This window comes from Rhizobium sp. H4 (assembly GCF_003013335.1).
Taxonomy (GTDB): Bacteria; Pseudomonadota; Alphaproteobacteria; order Rhizobiales; family Rhizobiaceae; genus Rhizobium; species Rhizobium sophoriradicis.
This window is the reverse complement of the sequence record NZ_PSOW01000004.1, coordinates 26,294-43,938: the sequence shown is the minus strand read 5'-3', so window position 1 is coordinate 43,938 and position 17,645 is coordinate 26,294. Positions and strand designations below refer to the sequence as shown.

Annotated in this window: 17 protein-coding genes and 1 pseudogene; 10 read left to right on the top strand and 8 right to left on the bottom strand. The window is 60.9% G+C overall.

Annotation, left to right across the window (positions count from 1 at the left end; all coding sequences use genetic code 11):
* Positions 1 to 7 precede the first annotated feature (7 nt).
* Positions 8 to 1,065: pseudogene (locus C4N04_RS07070) on the bottom strand (methyltransferase domain-containing protein).
* A 197-nt stretch (positions 1,066 to 1,262) separates the two neighbouring features.
* Between C4N04_RS07070 and C4N04_RS07065 the strand changes: the two are divergent.
* The 9 genes from C4N04_RS07065 to C4N04_RS07020 all read left to right on the top strand — a co-directional run bounded on the left by C4N04_RS07065 (position 1,263) and on the right by C4N04_RS07020 (position 10,251).
* Positions 1,263 to 1,580, top strand: coding sequence for a hypothetical protein (locus C4N04_RS07065; protein ID WP_106795689.1), 318 nt, complete (start codon positions 1,263 to 1,265; stop codon positions 1,578 to 1,580).
* Positions 1,581 to 1,841, top strand: a complete 261-nt coding sequence (locus tag C4N04_RS07060) for a hypothetical protein (RefSeq protein WP_106795688.1) — start codon at positions 1,581 to 1,583, stop codon at positions 1,839 to 1,841.
* Between the two features lie 10 nt (positions 1,842 to 1,851).
* Positions 1,852 to 2,091: a hypothetical protein gene (locus C4N04_RS07055; RefSeq protein WP_106795687.1), complete on the top strand. Its 240-nt coding sequence runs from the start codon at positions 1,852 to 1,854 to the stop codon at positions 2,089 to 2,091.
* 259 nt (positions 2,092 to 2,350) lie between these two features.
* On the top strand, positions 2,351 to 4,912 hold the full coding sequence (locus C4N04_RS07045) for an FAD-dependent oxidoreductase (protein WP_106795685.1): 2,562 nt from the start codon (positions 2,351 to 2,353) through the stop codon (positions 4,910 to 4,912).
* A gap of 537 nt (positions 4,913 to 5,449) precedes the next feature.
* Positions 5,450 to 5,902, top strand: a complete 453-nt coding sequence (locus C4N04_RS07040; protein WP_106795684.1) for a (2Fe-2S)-binding protein — start codon at positions 5,450 to 5,452, stop codon at positions 5,900 to 5,902.
* Between the two features lie 14 nt (positions 5,903 to 5,916).
* The gene (locus tag C4N04_RS07035; protein WP_106795683.1) at positions 5,917 to 8,073 is read left to right on the top strand and encodes a molybdopterin cofactor-binding domain-containing protein; all 2,157 of its coding nucleotides are present in this window, start codon (positions 5,917 to 5,919) and stop codon (positions 8,071 to 8,073) included.
* A 6-nt stretch (positions 8,074 to 8,079) separates the two neighbouring features.
* Complete coding sequence (locus tag C4N04_RS07030) at positions 8,080 to 8,454, top strand: cytochrome c family protein (protein WP_096762895.1); 375 nt, start codon at positions 8,080 to 8,082, stop codon at positions 8,452 to 8,454.
* Between the two features lie 139 nt (positions 8,455 to 8,593).
* On the top strand, positions 8,594 to 9,604 hold the full coding sequence (locus C4N04_RS07025) for an XdhC family protein (RefSeq protein WP_106795682.1): 1,011 nt from the start codon (positions 8,594 to 8,596) through the stop codon (positions 9,602 to 9,604).
* A gap of 14 nt (positions 9,605 to 9,618) precedes the next feature.
* Positions 9,619 to 10,251 (top strand): nucleotidyltransferase family protein, encoded by a 633-nt coding sequence (locus C4N04_RS07020; RefSeq protein ID WP_106795855.1) that lies wholly within the window; start codon positions 9,619 to 9,621, stop codon positions 10,249 to 10,251.
* A gap of 59 nt (positions 10,252 to 10,310) precedes the next feature.
* Here the strand turns inward: C4N04_RS07020 and C4N04_RS07015 are convergent, their stop codons facing one another.
* Together C4N04_RS07015 and C4N04_RS07010 are read right to left on the bottom strand one after the other, a co-directional pair.
* A complete protein-coding gene (locus C4N04_RS07015; RefSeq protein ID WP_106795681.1) occupies positions 10,311 to 11,213 on the bottom strand; it encodes a LysR family transcriptional regulator in 903 nt (300 codons plus the stop codon).
* A gap of 197 nt (positions 11,214 to 11,410) precedes the next feature.
* Entirely contained in the window at positions 11,411 to 12,151 is a 741-nt protein-coding gene (locus C4N04_RS07010) for a phosphatase PAP2 family protein (RefSeq protein WP_096762944.1), read from the bottom strand.
* A 187-nt stretch (positions 12,152 to 12,338) separates the two neighbouring features.
* On the opposite strand from C4N04_RS07010, the gene C4N04_RS07005 reads away from it, so the two are divergent.
* Positions 12,339 to 12,881, top strand: coding sequence for a hypothetical protein (locus tag C4N04_RS07005; protein WP_106795680.1), 543 nt, complete (start codon positions 12,339 to 12,341; stop codon positions 12,879 to 12,881).
* Between the two features lie 14 nt (positions 12,882 to 12,895).
* Here C4N04_RS07005 and hutH read toward each other — a convergent pair whose 3' ends face one another.
* From hutH to C4N04_RS06980, 5 genes are all read right to left on the bottom strand, one after another.
* Positions 12,896 to 14,389, bottom strand: a complete 1,494-nt coding sequence (hutH, locus tag C4N04_RS07000) for a histidine ammonia-lyase (RefSeq protein WP_106795679.1) — start codon at positions 14,387 to 14,389, stop codon at positions 12,896 to 12,898.
* Complete coding sequence (locus tag C4N04_RS06995; RefSeq protein ID WP_106795678.1) at positions 14,386 to 15,162, bottom strand: ATP-binding cassette domain-containing protein; 777 nt, start codon at positions 15,160 to 15,162, stop codon at positions 14,386 to 14,388. The genes hutH and C4N04_RS06995 overlap by 4 nt, the downstream gene beginning before the upstream one ends.
* Positions 15,163 to 15,187: 25 nt before the next feature.
* A complete protein-coding gene (locus tag C4N04_RS06990; RefSeq protein WP_040111352.1) occupies positions 15,188 to 15,892 on the bottom strand; it encodes an ABC transporter permease subunit in 705 nt (234 codons plus the stop codon).
* 10 nt (positions 15,893 to 15,902) lie between these two features.
* A complete protein-coding gene (locus tag C4N04_RS06985; RefSeq protein ID WP_040140925.1) occupies positions 15,903 to 16,628 on the bottom strand; it encodes an ABC transporter permease subunit in 726 nt (241 codons plus the stop codon).
* Positions 16,629 to 16,733: 105 nt separating this feature from the next.
* On the bottom strand, positions 16,734 to 17,576 hold the full coding sequence (locus C4N04_RS06980; protein WP_106795677.1) for a transporter substrate-binding domain-containing protein: 843 nt from the start codon (positions 17,574 to 17,576) through the stop codon (positions 16,734 to 16,736).
* Between the last annotated feature and the right edge of the window lie 69 nt (positions 17,577 to 17,645).

Sequence of the window (17,645 nt, the reverse complement as noted above, 5' to 3'; positions counted from 1 at the left end):
CGGCTTCTCAGGCCCGGACTTCGAACACCATGTTGAACGGTGTTTCGGTCGCCCGGCGGAAATGCTTGAAGCCGGCGTCGAGCGCCACCTTGCGCAACCTCATTTCCCCCGCTTGGGCGCCAAGCCCGAGCCCCACCTCCTGGGAGAGCGATGCCGGCGTGCAGATCATCGTCGAGGCGCCGTAATAGACGCGTCCGACAGGATTGAGATTGTCCTTGAGGTGGTCATGGGCAAAAGGCTCGACGATCAGCCAGGTGCCGTTCGGCGCCAGCGTCTCCTTGACATGCCGGCCGGCGCCGACAGGATCACCCATGTCGTGCAGGCAGTCGAACATGGCGACCATATCATAGCCGCGACCCGGAAATTCCGCCGCCTTGCCCTGCTCGAAGGTGACTCGGCGACGCCGGCCTCTTTGGCGGCGGCCTTGGCTCTTTCGATCGACGGGCTGTGATAGTCGAAGCCGGTAAAATGCGAGGCGGGATAGGCCTGCGCCATCAGGATTGTCGAGGCGCCGTGACCACAGCCGACATCGGCGACATTGGCGCCGGCTTTCAGCCTCTCCTCCATCCCGGCAATCGCCGGAATCCATTCGTTGACGAGATGGCTGTTGTAGCCCGGCCGGAAAAACCGCTCGGTGCCGCGGAACAGGCAGGTGCTGTGTTCATGCCAGCCGAGACCCTTGCCGGTGCGGAAGGCTTCGGTGACCTTCGGCTCGTCCATCCACATGGATTGCACGACCTCGAAGGCGCCGACGAAGAAGGCCGGGCTGTTTTCCTCGGCAAACACCATCGCCTGTTCCGCCGTCAGGCTGAAGCGATCGGTCTTTTCATCGTAAACGATATAATCCGCAGCCGCCTGGGCGCTGAGCCATTCCCGGACATAGCGCTCCTTGATCCCGGTCTTGGCGGCAAGCTGCTCAACGCTCACCGGCTTCCCGTCCGCCATCGCCTTGAAGAGCCCCACCTTGTCGCCAAGCACGACCAAGGCACCTGACATGGCGGCGCCGACATCGCCGACGAGACGGCCGACAAGTGCATCGAGTTTCTGCATATCTGGCTCACGCATCGTTGCCTCCCGGGCGTGATAAAAGGGCAGTAAATTAGACTCTAATAATATGCAGTCAATCAACCCACCCCATCGCCCAATGAGGCTAGGCATCGAAGGTCGGAGCAATTGCATCGGCTTGCCTTCTGCGGGCGCGCTCACATTTTTATAGAGCTGTCCCAGCGCCAGATCAGGGTCTCAATGCCAGGTGGATATTCATGCTGTCTCCAGCCCAATGCCGTGCCGCGCGTGCTCTCATCGCCTGGTCCAAGCAGGATCTGTCCGCAGCCTCTCAGATAACCAAGGCGACGATTGCCGGTTTCGAGGCAGGAAGGCTTTCCCCTGACGAGCGAACGCTGCGGCATATCAAGCGCGCCCTGGAAGACGCCGGCGTGCTTTTCATCGCGGAGAATGGCGGCGGCGCCGGCGTTCGCTTGGCAAAACCGGCGTCGGCTTCTATAGACACGGACGAGACCGAGACGGTTCAATATGAAGAATATCTCAAAAACGACGCCCCTCCCGGCGCTGGCGGCTGAATGACAAAGAAGCAGAAATTGGAGCATTCCGAACTGGCGGGGGAATTCACCGATGAGGGGATTACCGTGCTCGTCGATATCTTTCGAACCGCCGGCAGCAACGAGGACTGGACGATGGAGGTCGTCACCCAGTCTGAAGATCTGATCCGCTGGGACGAGCCGTTTGCGACCGACCGGGAGGCTTTCGACGAATTCCTGGCGGTGGTGGCCCGCGACGGCATCCAATCCTTTCTCGAAGACGAAGAACCTTCCGTGCATTGAGGGGCAGCTCGTGAAAAGCATCAATGATCTCGTCGCCTCGGCGAAAACCGTCTGCGACCGATACCGGGGCGGGCGGATGGAGCGCGAAACCGTGCGCGAATGGGTTCTCGGACTGGGCGCCTATCCACCGCCGCATGGGGACCGGGTGCGCGAAGCGATGGAATGGTTCCGGCTGCACAATCGCGAGCCTGTATCGGAAGATATCGTGCGCGTCGATATCGACCGGCTCCAGGCGATTTCGGCGGCGTGACGGGGAGGCGCTTTGCTTCAGCGGCGATCCGGACTAGCGCAATTGCGCCGTTACTCGGCGGCGTAGGACCAATGACGATCATGAGCCTTAGGCATAATGCCCTCATCTCAGCTTCCTTGCGAAGAGGCCTGGGGGTTTTGCAGCTTCGGTAAACGTGACACGCTTACGAGGCTGACATGGCTCCTGGATCTCATGCGTGAAGCGCAAACCAAGCGCGGCTAGGTTATTTAATTCGTGCCATAAGTAGAAGGAACAGCACGTGGCAGCATTTCCGGAAAAGGCAAAGGTCGTCATCATCGGGCTCGGGGGCATCGTCGGTGCCTCCATCGCGCATCATCTCGTCGAGCGGGGATGGGACGATATCGTAGGCATCGACAAGTCGGGCATCCCGACCGATATCGGCTCGACAGCCCATGCCTCGGACTTCTGTTACACCACGAGCCACGACTATCTGTCGGTCTGGACGACTCAATATTCGGTCGATTTCTACGAGAAGATGGGCCATTATGCGCGCATCGGCGGCCTCGAAGTGGCGCGCACCGGCGACCATGCCTGGATGGAGGAAATCAAGCGCAAGCTGTCCTCGGCGCGCGCTTTCGGCACGCGCGCCCATTATGTCAGCCCCTCCGAGATCAAGGAAAAGTTCCCGCTGATCGAGGAAGATCAGGTAATGGGCGGCCTCTTCGATCCGGATGCCGGCCTGGTCATTCCGCGCTCGCAGACCGTTGCGGGCAAGCTGGTCGATGCCGCCGAAAAGGCCGGCAAGCTGCAGGTGTTCGGCAATACGCCGGCCAAATCGCTGATCGTCGAAGGCGGCCGCATCAAGGGCGTCGTCACCCATCGCGGCACGATCATGGCCGACCACGTCATCGTCTGCGCCGGCCTCTGGGGACGCCTGATCGCCGAGATGGTCGGCGAAGACCTGCCGGTCATGCCGGTCGACCACCCGCTCACCTTCTTCGGCCCCTATAACGAGTTCGAAGGCACCGGCAAGGAAATCGGCTTCCCGCTGCTGCGCGACCAGGGCAACTCGGCCTATATGCGCGATACCGGCGACCCGGCGACGACCGAGGGCGGCCAGATCGAGTGGGGCTATTACGAAGCCACCAATCCGCGCATGTGCCATCCGCGCGAGCTTCTCGAAAAACACGAGGCACGGCTTTCGCCCTCGCAGCGTGACCTCGAGATGGAACAGATCCTCGAGCCGCTCGAGCGCGCCATGGAACTGACGCCGATCCTCGGCGAACTCGGTTATAACGAAGGTCACTCCTTCAATGGCCTGCTGCAGGTTTCCGCCGGCGGTGGCGCATCCTGCGGTGAGAGCCAGAAGGTGCGCGGTCTCTGGTACTGCGTTGCCATCTGGGTCAAGGACGGCCCGGGTTATGGCAAGCTGATCGCCGACTGGATGACCGATGGCCGCACGGAAATCGACCACAACAGCATCGACTACGCCCGCTTCTATCCGCATCAGCTGACCGAAGAGTTCATCGAAGGCCGCTGCTACGAAGCCGCCCAGAAGATCTATTTCCCGGCTGTCCACACCCGCGAACCCTATCTATCCGGCCGCAATGCCAAGCGCTCGCCCTTCTACGAGCGCGAAAAGGAGCTGGGCGGCTACTTCATGGAGCTGGGTGGCTGGGAGCGTGCGCACGGCTACGCCGCCAACGAGCACCTGCTGGAAAAATACGGCGACCGTGTGCCCGTTCGCGAGAACGAATGGGACAGCCGGCATTTCTGGCGCGTGTCGAATGCCGAGCATCTGGCGATGAGCGAGGATTGCGGCATCGTCAATCTCAGCCACTTCCACATGGTCGATATCGAAGGACCTGACCATGTCGAGCTGATGGAATGGCTGTGCGCTGCCAAGATCGGCGGCGATGCCAATATCGGCAAAGGCGTTTACACCCACTTCCTCGACGACGAAGGCATGGTGCGCGCCGACTTCACCGTCTTCCGCATGGCCGACCGCTGCCGTCTCGTCAACGGCGCCGATGCCGGCCCGCGCGACCTGCACTATATGAAGCGCGTCGCCCAGGATCGCGGCCTTGATGTGACGATCACCGACGTCTCGGAAAAATTCGTGACGATCGGCATCTGGGGACCGAATGCGCGCGAGACGCTGAAGAAGGTGGTTGCCGATCCGGTCGGTCTCGATCAGGAAAACTTCGCCTTCGCAGCGATCAAGCCGATCGAAATCGCCGGCAAGACCGTCACCGCCTTCCGCATCTCCTATGTCGGCGAACAGGGATGGGAACTGCACATGAAGTACGAAGACGGCCTCGCCGTCTGGGATGCGCTGCGCTCGACCGGCGTGATGGCCTTCGGTGTGGAAACCTATGCAAACTCGCGCCGCATGGAAAAGAGCCTGCGCCTGCAGAACGCCGACCTCCTGACCCAGTACAACCTGATCGAAGCCGATCTCGCCCGTCCGAAGGTCAAGGAAGCCGATTTCCGCGGCAAGGCAAAGCATCTGGAATACAAGGCGCGTGAGCACCAGCCCGCCATGCTCTGCACGCTCGTGATGACCGAGAATACCGACAAGACAGGCGTGAAGCGTTATCCCGTCGGAAACCTTCCGGTTGTCGATCCCGCCACGGGAGAGGTCCTGGTCGACGAGCTTGGCCGCCGGTCCTACACCACCTCGATTGCCTACGGCCCGACGGTCGGAAAGAACATTGCCTTGGCCTATCTGCCGTGGTCGCATTGCCAGGTCGGACGCAAGCTGAATGTCGAGTATTTTGCCGAGAGCTATCCGGTGGAGGTCGTCGGCGTCGGCTACAAGCCAATCTACGACCCGGAAAATCTGAAGCCGCGCACCTAAGCGCTCACGCACTCAAGCACATGTGGCGCCGCAGCAAGGCGGCGCCACAAACTCAGTCGCCCGAACGCCAGAGCAGGCAATTCGGGATTGTTATAGTCGGCGCACGTCAGGTCGATCTTTCTGCTGCGATTTGGGCCTGGGACCGACGCGCGGGATCGAGACCGGCCCACCGCTCCGCGTCGATCGGAAGGGTCACGTTGAACGGCGGCTCGATTGAGCTCGCTGGTACCCACTGCATTCCCTGTTGTGGATCCGGCTAGACATTCGGCCACAAAGTGAACGCCGGCTTCCTGCTCGCGCGTCACTGCGCCCGGCCTGAGACCGAGACGTGCGGTGACGTCGATATTGCTGCCTTCAACCGATTTCCGCTGCATCGCGCACATCACGCTGCAAGGTGACCGTTCACTCATCGCCTACCTCCAATTTTTGCAGCTATTGTTCAGCGCAGCTATACACCCAGTGCACGGACAGCACGTTTATCTTTGCCGCTAATCCGGCCATCTTTTGCCAAGCAAGAGGTGAAGCCGGAGCACGACCATGAATTTTACGGTCCAAATCAACGGACGCACACACTCGGTAGACGTGGACGGTGACACTCCGCTTCTCTGGGTGATCCGGGACATCCTCGGCATGACGGGCACCAAATTTGGATGCGGCCAGGCTCTTTGCGGCGCCTGCACCGTTCACGTCGACGGTGCTCCCACACGTTCATGTATCACTTCGATAGAGATGGTGGGAGACAGCCAAATTACGACGATCGAAGCATTGGATACGCTTGCCCACGGCAAGGCGCTTCAGCAGGCGTGGATTGAGCTTGAGGTCCCACAATGCGGTTACTGCCAGTCAGGGCAACTGATGTCCGCCGCCGCGCTGCTGTCCGAAAACCCCAGACCGACCGACGAGGATATCAACGATGCCATGTCGGGAAACGTCTGCCGCTGCGGGACCTATCAGCGCATTCGCGCTGCCATTAAACAGGCAAGCGCGTGAAGGGAGAAAAGATCATGTCGAACAGCACTCTCGGCTCTCGATTGGATCGGCGCCAATTCCTCAAGGCCAGCGCTGCAATGGGTAGCGGTCTCGTTGTCAATCTCACTCTCGGTCCTGCTTTTGCGTTGGCTGCGGGCGATTTTGTTCCCAACGCTTTCATTCGTATCAACCGCGAAGGAGCAGTCACTCTTGTCATGCCGCAAGTGGAAATGGGCCAGGGTATCTACACCGCCCAGGCAATGCTGCTCGCTGAAGAACTTGAAGTCGCACTTGAAGCTGTAAAGCTGGAACCAGCGCCCGTTAACGAGGCTCTCTACGGCCATCCAATGCTCCGGCGTCAAATGACGGGCGGCTCCACGTCAATACGCGCGTTCTGGACGCCCTTGCGTATAGCCGGCGCGACGGCCCGCACCTTGCTCGTTCAGGCAGCAGCCAAGGAGTGGAATACTGATCCCGCAACTTGCCATGCGCAAGATGGCTTCGTTTTCGAGTATAGCGGAGCCCGGAAACTGGCCTACGGACAACTGGTCGACACTGCCGCGTCACTTCCTGCGCCTTCATCAGACATGGTAAAACTCAAGGACCCCCGCGAATTCAAGCTCCTGGGAACCCCTGCAAAGCGGCTGGATACGCCTGGCAAGGTCGACGGATCTCTCAAGTACGGTATCGACGCTTTTCCCAATGGTGCCAAGATCGCGGCGATTTCCATCTCGCCCGTTCTCGGCGGGAAGCCGAAGTCCGTCGACGAACAGGCTGCGCTGCAGGTCAAGGGGGTGCGACAGGTGGTGCTCACTGACAGCGCCGTGGCGGTTTTGGCGGATCATACGGCAGCGGCCAAGAAGGGGCTGGAAGCGGCAGCGGTCGAGTGGGACGACGGTCCCAATGCCCAAGTGTCCAGCGCAGACATTATAAGACAGCTGGATCAGGAATCCCTCGAAGCCGGTGCCGTAGCACGGAGCGAGGGTGACGTCGCGAAAGGACTGGACAACGCGGTGGCGCGAGTCGAGGCCATATATCAACTGCCCTTTCTTTCCCACGCGGCGATGGAGCCGATGAACTGCACCGTTCACGTACGCGAGGACGCGTGCGAGCTTTGGGTCGGAACGCAGAATCTCTCCGCGGCCAAACAGGCGGCAGCCACGGTTACGGGACTGGCGCCCGAAAGGATCATTATCAACAATCACATTGTCGGCGGCGGGTTCGGCCGCCGCCTCGAGGTCGACGGCATCACCCATGCGGTCAAGGTGGCAATGCAGGTCAAAGGGCCGGTGAAAGTCATCTGGAGTCGCGAGGAAGATATCCAGCACGGCTATTACCGGCCGTACTACTATGATCGAATGTCAGGCGCGATCGATGCCGACGGAAACCCGGTCGCCTGGAAGCATCGCGTTTCCGGATCTTCGATCTTCGCTCGAATTGCGCCAGGCGCAATGCAGAACGGCGTTGATCCCGATGGGGTGGAAGGCGCGGCCCATCCTCCCTACAAGCTCCCAGCGATACACGTCGAATTCAAGCAGGTTGAACCGCAGGGCGTCCTCACGAGCTGGTGGCGTGGTGTCGGCCCCTCGCACAACGTGTTTGTGGTGGAGAGCTTCATTGACGAGCTTGCCGCCGCCGCCAAGGCCGATCCGGTCGAGTACCGCAAAAGACTGCTCACCGAAAACCCGCGTGCGCTAAGAGTGCTGGACTTGGCCGCGGAGAAGGCTGAGTGGGGCAAACCAGTGCCGAGCCGGCGGGGCCGTGGGGTTGCCGTGCAATTCGCATTCGGCACTTACCTCGCAATGATTGCCGACGCCACTGTGGGAGCGGACGGCACCGTCCGGGTTTTACGCATAATCACCGCTGTGGACTGCGGCCTGACCGTGAACTCGGATACGATCGCGGCGCAGATGGAAGGCGGCGCCCTTTATGGTCTGACGGCGGCTCTCCACGGCGCCATCACGCTGAAGGACGGTCGTGTCGAACAGAGCAATTTCGACAACTACCAGCCGCTGCGCATCGAAGAAGCGCCGCATGTTGAAACTCACATCGTTCCAAGCGCCGAGCCCCCGGGAGGAATAGGCGAGGCGGCGACCTCGGCAGTGTTCCCGGCGGTCACCAACGCCATCTTCGCGGCTGTGGGCAAGCGGGTGCGGACACTTCCGGTCAATACCGATGAGTTGAAGGCCTAGATTGTCATGCAGGTTCTGAGCACTCTCATTTCAGTGTCGATCATCAGTCTCGTCTGCCCCGCTACAGTGCTCGCGGAAGGAGATGCCGCTCGTGGCGAGCAGCTCTTCAGCCGGTGTGCAGCTTGCCATTCGGTCGAAGGGCAAAACAAATCCGGACCCGCCTTGAATGGCGTGTTCGGCAGAAAAGCCGGCGCTGTGGAAGGCTATCGCTATTCGACAGCCCTCTTGAATTCGGCTGTCGTCTGGAGTGATGAAACGCTCGATGCCTTCTTGTCGGGACCCTCTAAGATGCTGCGGGGCACACGCATGACGACGAGTGTTTTGAGCGAGGCCGATCGTGCGGACATCGTAGCGTATCTCAGGACACTTCCCGCTCAGTGAGGTGGCATCATGATGCATCCGCCAAGCCTTGTGCGCCGCGGGGCCCCGCCCGCCCCCAGCGCCACGGTATCCTTCAGACTTGGCTACCAAACCACGCTCCTCGCCCGACCTGACTTTCAAGGAAGGATTCAAGTTGCACATGGCCCCTACCGGTTGGGCATATCCCGAGTGGCCCATCTTTGGAGTTAAGGAAGACGCGTTGCAGTTTGCACTCTCGAACTTGACCGGAGGGAGAAAAATTGCGCTTGCTACCATCATCCATTCCGATGGAGGAGGGCCACGCCCCGTGGGAACGCAGATGGCTTTCACGGATCGCCGGAAGATGGGCTTTCTATCCGGGGGATGTATAGAGGCGGATGTCGCCCTTCATGCCGGGGCAGCGCTTCTTGACGGACAGCCGCGGAGGTTGATCTATGGGCAAGGAAGCCCATTCCTCGACATCCAACTTCAGTGCGGAGCCTCTATCACTATTGCGGTAGAGCGCGTTCTCCCCTCGGATCCCGTCGTTCAAAGCCTCCTTGAAGCGATGGCGAGGCGAGAGGAAGTGATCTGGATTTCCGATGGCAGGTCCAGGATAACCACTTCATGCCAGACTGACCCGTCATTTCAGTTGGTGGGCGTCGAACAAAGTCAGCTGGAATCGCTGCAGGCAGGCCAGATCGACGCTGAGCGCTATTGGGTGCGATACCGCCCCCGAACAAGGCTTATCGTCATCGGATCGGATCCGACCGCGCTCGCTATCGCGAAACTTGCAAAAGATGCAGAATTCGAGGTCGTTTTCGTGCGGCCGCATGGTCCGAACTTGCCACCCCCTATCGCGCCCCAACTCTATCGTACGACGAACCCGCAGAAAGTGTTCGAAGAGTTCCGGCTTGATCATCGGACCGCTGTCGTTTTTGCCAATCATGACTTCGAGGCCAGCAGGGAAGACGTTGCCAGAGCGCTGAGCTCGAAAGCCGGTTACGTCGGCATGGTGGGGGCCAAAAGACAGCGCCCAGCGAAAGACAGGTGGTTGAGGGAGTTTGGGCTGAGCGAGGAAGAGATTGCCAAGTTCAGATCTCCCGTTGGGCTGCCCGTTGGCAGATCAAGTCCCTTCGCCATTGCCGTCTCGGTCATTGCGGAAGTTCTCCGCGTGATGAACGAGCATTGAAGGCGCTGCCTGTTGTGGAGGGGTCACAGGGGTCTCAAAACATTGGGGTTTCGATCGTTCTGCTCTGCGCCGGCAGATCAACGCGCTTGGGTGACAATCATCGGCACAAGCTTTTATCTGAATTCGATGGCGTATCACTCGTTCGCAGGTCCGCGATCGTCGCCCGCGCGAGCCAAGCCTCGGCGGTCTTTGCGGTCACTGGTTACCGCGGTCCCGAGATAGAAGCCGCGCTCGAAGGCGTCGATGTAACCGTGGTATTCAATCCGTATTTTGGATCCGGCATCGCAAGCTCGATCATAGCGGGTTGGCAGGCCGCCTATGCGGGCGGGGCCGACGGATGCCTGATCATGCTCGCGGACATGCCGTTCATATCGGGCTTGGACCTCGATCGATTGATCGCTGCCTTCAAAGACGCTGGGGGACGTGCGATCGTGCAGGCTGCTGGGCAAGGAAGACCAGGCAATCCGGTGATCCTGCCAAGATCGCTGCACCAGGCGATCTTAGACCTGCAGGGAGATCGCGGCGCCCGCGGGGTCATCGGGAATTCCAAACTTGCTCGCATCCAAGTTGATATCGGGCAAGGTGCGCATATTGACGTCGACACTGCCGAGGCCATCGTTGCGGCCGGCGGCATGCTCAAGGCCTGACCACGAAACTCCGCAAACGGCTGCATCATTCGAATTTTCTTCGCTGGACTTCAGATGACCTACAAGCGCCTCAGTTGAGAACACGTATCAATGAATGCACGGAGCTTCGGCTGGTGTTGCTTTGTCTTGGTAAAGTATAGGAATAGCCCGTCAGTTCCCGGCGAATAGTCGAGCAAGACCGGTTCAAGCTGCCCGTTCGCGAGCTCTCGTGATGCGTGGAAGGTTGATGAATAGATCAGGCTCAAGCCTTGAGACGCAATCTTCCGCATGAGCTCCCCATCGTTCACTGTAATGGGCCCGTTCGGCTCCATGCTGACATTTTGTCCATTTTCGATGAACTCCCACCGGTAAATATCGCCCTTCTCTGGTCGACGAAATCGGACACATTGGTGTTTGATAAGATCACTGGGCGCCATCGGACGGCCATTTTCTCTGAAGTACTCAGGTGACCCGAACACCGCCCATTTAAACGAAGGTGAAAGCCTCACCGCTATCATCTCCTTGGCGATATATGATCCGATCATGATACCGGCATCATACCCGCTGGCAACGATGTCGCCGTGCAAATTGCTTACAGTGATATCGATTTTTACGTTAGGGCACGCTTTGCGAAAAGCTGGCAAAATCGGCTCTATGACATGGGGCAGTGCGAGGCGCTCGACGATGAGTTTCAGGGTGCCGGACGGTTCGTTGGACGACTGAACCGCATCCCCTAAACTTGTCTCGATTAGTTGTGCCGCAGGGGCTATTTTTGCGAGCAAAGCCTCCCCCGCCTCCGTCAATGCAATGCGGCGGGTGGTGCGGTAGAAGAGGGGGACTCCGAGACGCCGCTCGAGCTTCTGCAGCGCCTGGCTGATAGCGCCCGGCGTCACTTCGAGCTCGAGGGCCGCTTTCCGAACGCTCTGCCGCTTTGCGACAGCGAGAAACTCGGGCACACCATCGAATGTTTTCTCGCGGCCCATTCCGTCCCTTCTGTCAGCGGCTTGTTCATGGAATCGTCGAAGCAGAACCAGCTTTTTCTATTTAGTACCATTGGCATTAGGATGTAAATCTAAACAATGGTCATCGTGGCTGCCGATGTGGATGTCAGTGTCGCAGAACCACTCGCAAGTCGTTTGGCGCCCGCTTATCTGACACTGTCGAGAGCCGCTTTGACTCATCACCGTTCTATCTTGCTTACCCCACTTGAGGTGCCATCGTCGACAGAACGGCTTGAAATGAACCGCTTCGAGAGAAGCCAGCAGCCGAGTGCCCACAACGCACCGGCGCACCATCCGGCGAAGACATCGGTCGGATAATGGACCCCGAGATATATCCGGCTGAGACCAATGATGACGGCCAGGAAGACCCCGGAGGCCATCACGAAGATTCGCGTCGAGCGGTAACGCTGGGTGCGCGCCACGAGTGCACCCAGCGTCAGATAAGTCACAGCCGAAACCATCGCGTGGCCAGAGGGAAAACTGAGATCGCTGACCTCGACGAGATGCGGCACGACGTCGGGACGTGGCCGCGCGACGAGGATCTTCAGCAGGGCGCTGGCGAGCCAGCCCGTCAACACCGAGGAAAAGACGAAGATCGCGATCGGCCAGCGCCGGTCGAGCAAAAGGTAGACGGTGATGAGAACCGTCAGCAGGGTGAGCACCGTTACGCCGCCCAGGCTGGTGATGTCGTCGACGGCATGCGTCAGCCAGGCCGGTCCGATCGGCATTGCCAGATCGTCCGCCCGGCGCAACGCCAGCAAGATCGCCTCGTCGAACCTGAAGGTCTCTCCCTCTAGAACCTCGCTCGTCAGCCGCTGCAGCACGAACAGGCCGCCCGCGACCGATGCCAGCGTGATCAGTGTCAGTGGCTCATATGCCGTGAGCCTCGCCAAAAATCCGCGTCGTTGCATCTCACTCATGCCTGCCATCGAACTCCCTTCATCCTGCCGATCCCCGCGAGATCGGCAAGGTGAGCCGGAAATTCAAGGCCTTGCGGCATTGAGGAACAACCTTGGGGCTGTCGCCGACAATATCGGAACGCGCGGTAGCAAAGGCTCAACCTTCTTTTGCTATGGCTGGAGCCGATTGTCCTGGAGATGTTCGGCGATGAAAATTCTGACCGCGATGGTTCTGATGGCAGCCGTCCTGCCGCCGGTCTCGGCCTTCGGCGAGACCGAATGGATGGGCGGCGCAAGGCAATGGTCGGTCGGCTTTGCCAGCGAACATCCCGCCTCTTGCCGGCTGCTGTGGGACAGCGAACTGGGCAAGACGATGGAATTTCGTCAGAGCGCCAGCGAAACTTTCTGGCTGGTGGGAAAGAACACATGGGACATTCCCGCCGGCACGAAGACCGAGGTGACGCTGACCGATCGCAATATAACGAAGGTGGTCGCCGCCGAATTCTTCGACAAGAATACGCTTCGCCTCTGGCCCAAAGGCAGCAAGGGCAGCGGCGGTCTGAAGAAGCTTATCAAGAATTCCTTTTCCGGAACCCCTGACGTGCAACTGACCTTTGCCGGCGATGAAGGCGACTGGACGCTGCCGCTCTCAAGGGTCGACCAGCTCTATCCCACCTTCGCCCAATGCCTCAAACGCCTCGAGGTCGGCGACAAGGCCAAGCAGGATTCAGCGAGCAGCAAGCCTTTCTGACGCACTCGCCCGCTTCAGTCGATCGGTGGCGGGCGCGTCTCGCGGATCAGGCTGCGCACAGCCTCGATATAGCCATTGAGCGGCCGATCGTCGCCATAATGCGAGACATGTTCGCGCACGACCTTGTAGATGAGATCGGTGCCGACCGCCCGCGCCGCCGTCGCTGCCAGGAAATCATGTGCCTGGGCCGCGGCCATCAGCTCGATCGCCAGGATATATTCGGCATTGTCGATGACGGCGAGCAGCTTGGCGGCGGCGGCTGCCGGATGGGCGAGGAAATCCTCCTGCAGACCGGAGGTCAGGCCACCGTCCAGGGCTGCCGGCGCGGCGAGCCGGCGGTTTTCGTTGCTGAGCGCGGCGGCGGTATATTGGGCGATCATGAAGCCGGAGTGACTGCCGGCATCGCTTGCCAGGAACGGCGGCAAGCCGCTCACCAGCGGATTGACCAGCCGGTCCATGCGACGTTCGCTGATCGCGCCGATCTGCGCCACCGCAATAGAGAGGCTGTCGGCGGCCTGCCCAAGCGCCGGGGCGACGGCATGCGCCTCTGAGGAGACGATCGGCTGCTCCGGCGTGCCCGAGACGGCCGGATTGTCTGTCACCGAGGCAAGCTCCTGATCGGCAATGCGGGCGGAATTGTCGAAGACATCGCGGGCGGCGCCATGGGCATGCGGCACCGAACGCAGGCTGAGCGCATCCTGCGTGCGCCGGCCGAAGGCGGCGGCGACGAGGCCGCTGCCGGCAAGGCGTGCGCGGAGCGCGGCGCCGACCTTTTCAATTCCCGTCGACGGGCGCAACGCCAGCACCGCCTCGTCGAAGGCGGCGATCTGGCAGCCTGCCGCTTCCAGCGTCAGCGCCGCGATGGCATCGGCCCAGTCGAGCAGCCGTTCGGCGCGCGAAAGTGCCGTGGCGGTGAGCCCGGTGGCGCAGGCCGTGCCGTTGACGAGGCTCAAGCCCTCCTTGGCGCCGAGCACCAGCGGCTGAAGGCCGATCGCCGCCAGCGCCTCACGGCCGCTCATGCGCCGGCCGGCCACACTGGCGCTGCCTTCGCCGATCAGCACGAGCGCTGTATGGGCATTGTGGGTGAGATAACCGGCTGAGCCTTTCGACGGCACGTCGGGAATGCAATCATGCTCCAGTAAGGCTGTGAGATGCTGGACGATCTCGCGGCGCACGCCGGAATGGCCGTGAGCGAAGTTGGCGATTTGGGCGGTGATAATGGCGCGCACCTCGCCGGCGTTGAGCAGCGGCCCGACACCGCAGGCATGGCTGAGAACAATGCTGCGCGACAACAGGCTCTGCGAGGCACGGTCGACGACGGTATCGGCGAGCGCGCCGACGCCGGTATTGACGCCATAGGCGCGCAGGCCGGTCTCGACGATGCGCTCGACGATACGGCTTGCCTGTTCGATACGCGCCCAGGCGGCCGCCGACAGCGCAAGTGCTTCGCCCGCCCCGACGCGCGCGACGTCGCGCCAGGTCAGTATTTGATCGATGATGACCGTCATTGCCCTGTTCCGAAATGGCCGATGAACTGGCGGAAGGCGGGTGTGGCGCCTGTTGTGAACATCTCGTCCGGCTTGCCGCTGCTTTCGACCAATCCTTCGCGCATGAAGACGACGCGGTTGGAGACATTGCGGGCAAAGCTCATCTCGTGGGTGACGACGAGCATCGTCATGCCCTCCTCGGCAAGTGCGCGCATGACGCGCAGCACCTCGCCGACCAATTCCGGATCGAGCGCCGAGGTCGGTTCGTCGAAAAGCATCACCTTCGGTTTCATCGCCAACGCGCGGGCGATTGCGGCGCGCTGCTGCTGGCCGCCGGAGAGATGGGCGGGATAGGCGTGACGTTTGTCTGCGATTCCGACCTTTTCGAGCAGCGCTTCGGCCTCGGCGATGCAGTCGGCGCGCGGCCGCTTCAGCACATGGATCGGGCCTTCAATGACGTTCTGCAGGATGGTCATATGGGACCAGAGATTGAAGGACTGGAACACCATGCCGAGCTCGGATCTTATATGGTCGACCTGCTTCTGGCTCGCCGGCCTTGTCTTGCCGTTCTTGTGAACCATCTCGATGTGCTCGCCATCGACCCAGATCTCGCCGTCGCTTGCGGTTTCGAGGAGGTTGATGCAGCGCAGAAAGGTCGATTTGCCGGAGCCGGAGGCACCGAGCAGCGAAATTACGTCGCCATCCTCGGCATCGAGGGAAATGCCGCGCAGCACCTCGTGCGTGCCGAAGCTCTTGCGGATATTGCGGACCGAAAGTCGGGTTACGCCTGGCATGGTTGCTCCAATCAGGTCAAATCGCTTACGCCTTCAGCGGCTGCGGGGCCGCGCGGCGGTGTCGGGACAGCGAATATTCCAGCAGGGCCATGCCCTGCAGGATGATGAAGTTCAAAACGAGATAGATGATCGCCGCACAGAGGAAGACTTCCATCGTCCGGTAGGTCTGCGAGATCAGCCGCTGGGCGACACCGGTGACCTCCCAGACGGTGACGAGGCTAGCGAGCGCCGTCGATTTCATCATCAGCACGATCTCGGTCGAATAGGCCGGCAACGCGTGGCGGAAGGCGATCGGCGCCAGGATGCGCCGCACCATCAGGAAGCCGGACATGCCGATCGAGCGCGCCGCCTCGATCTCCTTCGGCGAAACGGCGCGAATGCCGCCGCGGAAGATCTCCGCCGTGTAGCCGGCGGTGCAGAGCGCCAGCGACAGCACGGCGCAGACCATCGGCTCGCGCAGGAACGGCCAAAGGAAGGAATAGCGGATGACGCCGAACTGGCCGAGGCCGTAGAAGACCAGGAACATCTGGATCAACAGCGGCGAGCCACGAAAGACGAAGATATAGCCCTTGGCGAAACCGGACAGATAGCGGTTGCCGCTGACCCGCATCGTGACGATGACGAGCGCCAGCAGGCCGCCGAAGAAGATCGACAGCGAAAACAGGATCAGCGTCGTCGGCACGGCTTTCAGCAGCGTTACCATGGTCGAGGCGAGAAAGGTGAAATCCATCATCGCCTCCTTACGCCTGGCCCATGGCGGAAGCCGGCATGCTGCGGTTGGCGCGGCGCTCCGCACCGTTGAAGATGCGGTCGGAAAGGCTGGTGAGGATCAGGTAGAGGCAGCCGCCGGCGATGAAGAACAGAAAATATTGCCGGGTCGAACCCGCCGCCACCTGGCTGGTGCGCATCAGCTCGGCAAGACCGGTGACCGAGATCAGCGCGGAATCCTTGAGGCTGAGCTGCCAGACATTGCCGAGGCCGGGAATGGCGAAGCGAAGCACTTGCGGGATGATGATGCGACGGAAGCGCATGCCGCGATGCATGCCGATCGCCGAAGCGGCTTCGAGCTCACCCTTGGAAATGGCGAGGAAAGCGCCGCGGAACACCTCCGCCTGATAGGCGCCGGAGATGATGCCGACGGCAAGCGCGCCGGCGGCAAAGGAGGGAAGGCCGAGGAAACCCTCATAACCCATCGCCTTGCCGATCGAGGTGACGGCCGAAGAGCCGCCGAAATAGATGAGATAGATGATCAGCAATTCCGGCACGCCGCGAAACACGGTCGTATAGACATTGCCGAGCGCCACGAAGAGGGGATTGCCGGAGAGCTTCGCACCCGCGACGATCGCGCCCAGCACCGCGCCGATCGCCAGCGCCGTCGCGGTGACGGCGAGCGTCATCAAGGCGGCGAAAATAAGCAGCGCGCCCCATCCCGTCGAGCCGAAGCCAAGCAGTTCCAAACTTGCCATATCGTCCGTTCCCCGTCCGCGGCAGTGTTTTGTGGATTGACAATAACACGCTGTCCCCGGCGATAAAGCCGGAGACCCGTGTCTGCGGCCGAAGGGCCGAAACGCTTACTGCTGGGGGCTGACGTCCATCTTGAACCACTTCATCGAGAGGTTCTTGACCGTGCCGTCGGCAAGCGCTGACTTGATCGCCACGTTGAACTTGTCACGCAGGTCCGTATCGGCCTTGCGCAGTCCGAGGCCTTCGCCCTCGCCCCAGATCGGACCGGCGATCTCGGGACCGGTGAAGGCAAGCGTGTCGTTGGCGGCCTTGAAGGCGTTGGCGAAATAGACGGCATCGTCAAAACCGAGGTCGATACGACCGTTCTGCAGGTCGAGGTCGCGGTCGGCGCCGGTCTTGTATTCGCGGATCTCGGCAATATCGCCGAAATTGTCATAGACGAACTTGGCATAGACGGTCGCCGCCTGAATGCCGATCGTCTTGCCCTTGAAGAGTTCCTTCAGCGCGTCGATCTCCTTCACGCCGGTCTGGCCGGGCGTCATCTTGATCGTGGCGCCGGTGCCGGCGGCATTGGCCAGCGGGCTGTCCTTGGCGGTGGCGAAGGCAGCGGGCGTCGCGGCATAGGGGATGGTGAAATCGATGATCTGCTTGCGCTCTTCAGTGATCGACAGCGCATCCATGATGACGTCGAACTTGCCGGCATTGAGCGCCGGGATCATGCCGTCCCAGTCGGAGGCGACCAGCGTGCATTCGATCTTGGCGCGTTCGCAAAGCACCTTGGCAAGCTCCGGCTCGAAGCCGCCGAGCGTGCCGTCTGCATTGGTGAGATTCCAAGGCGCATAGGCGCCTTCAAGCGTGATGGTGGCCTTCGTCCAGTCCTTGGCAAAGGCGGGGGCGGCAAAGGCGGAAAGAGCGGCGACGCCGCAAAACAGGATTGCGCTGAATTTCATTGATGAATTCTCCTCTGGAGTTGAAACAGACCTGCGGCACCTTCCGCCGATCTTCGCCGGCTTGCCCTT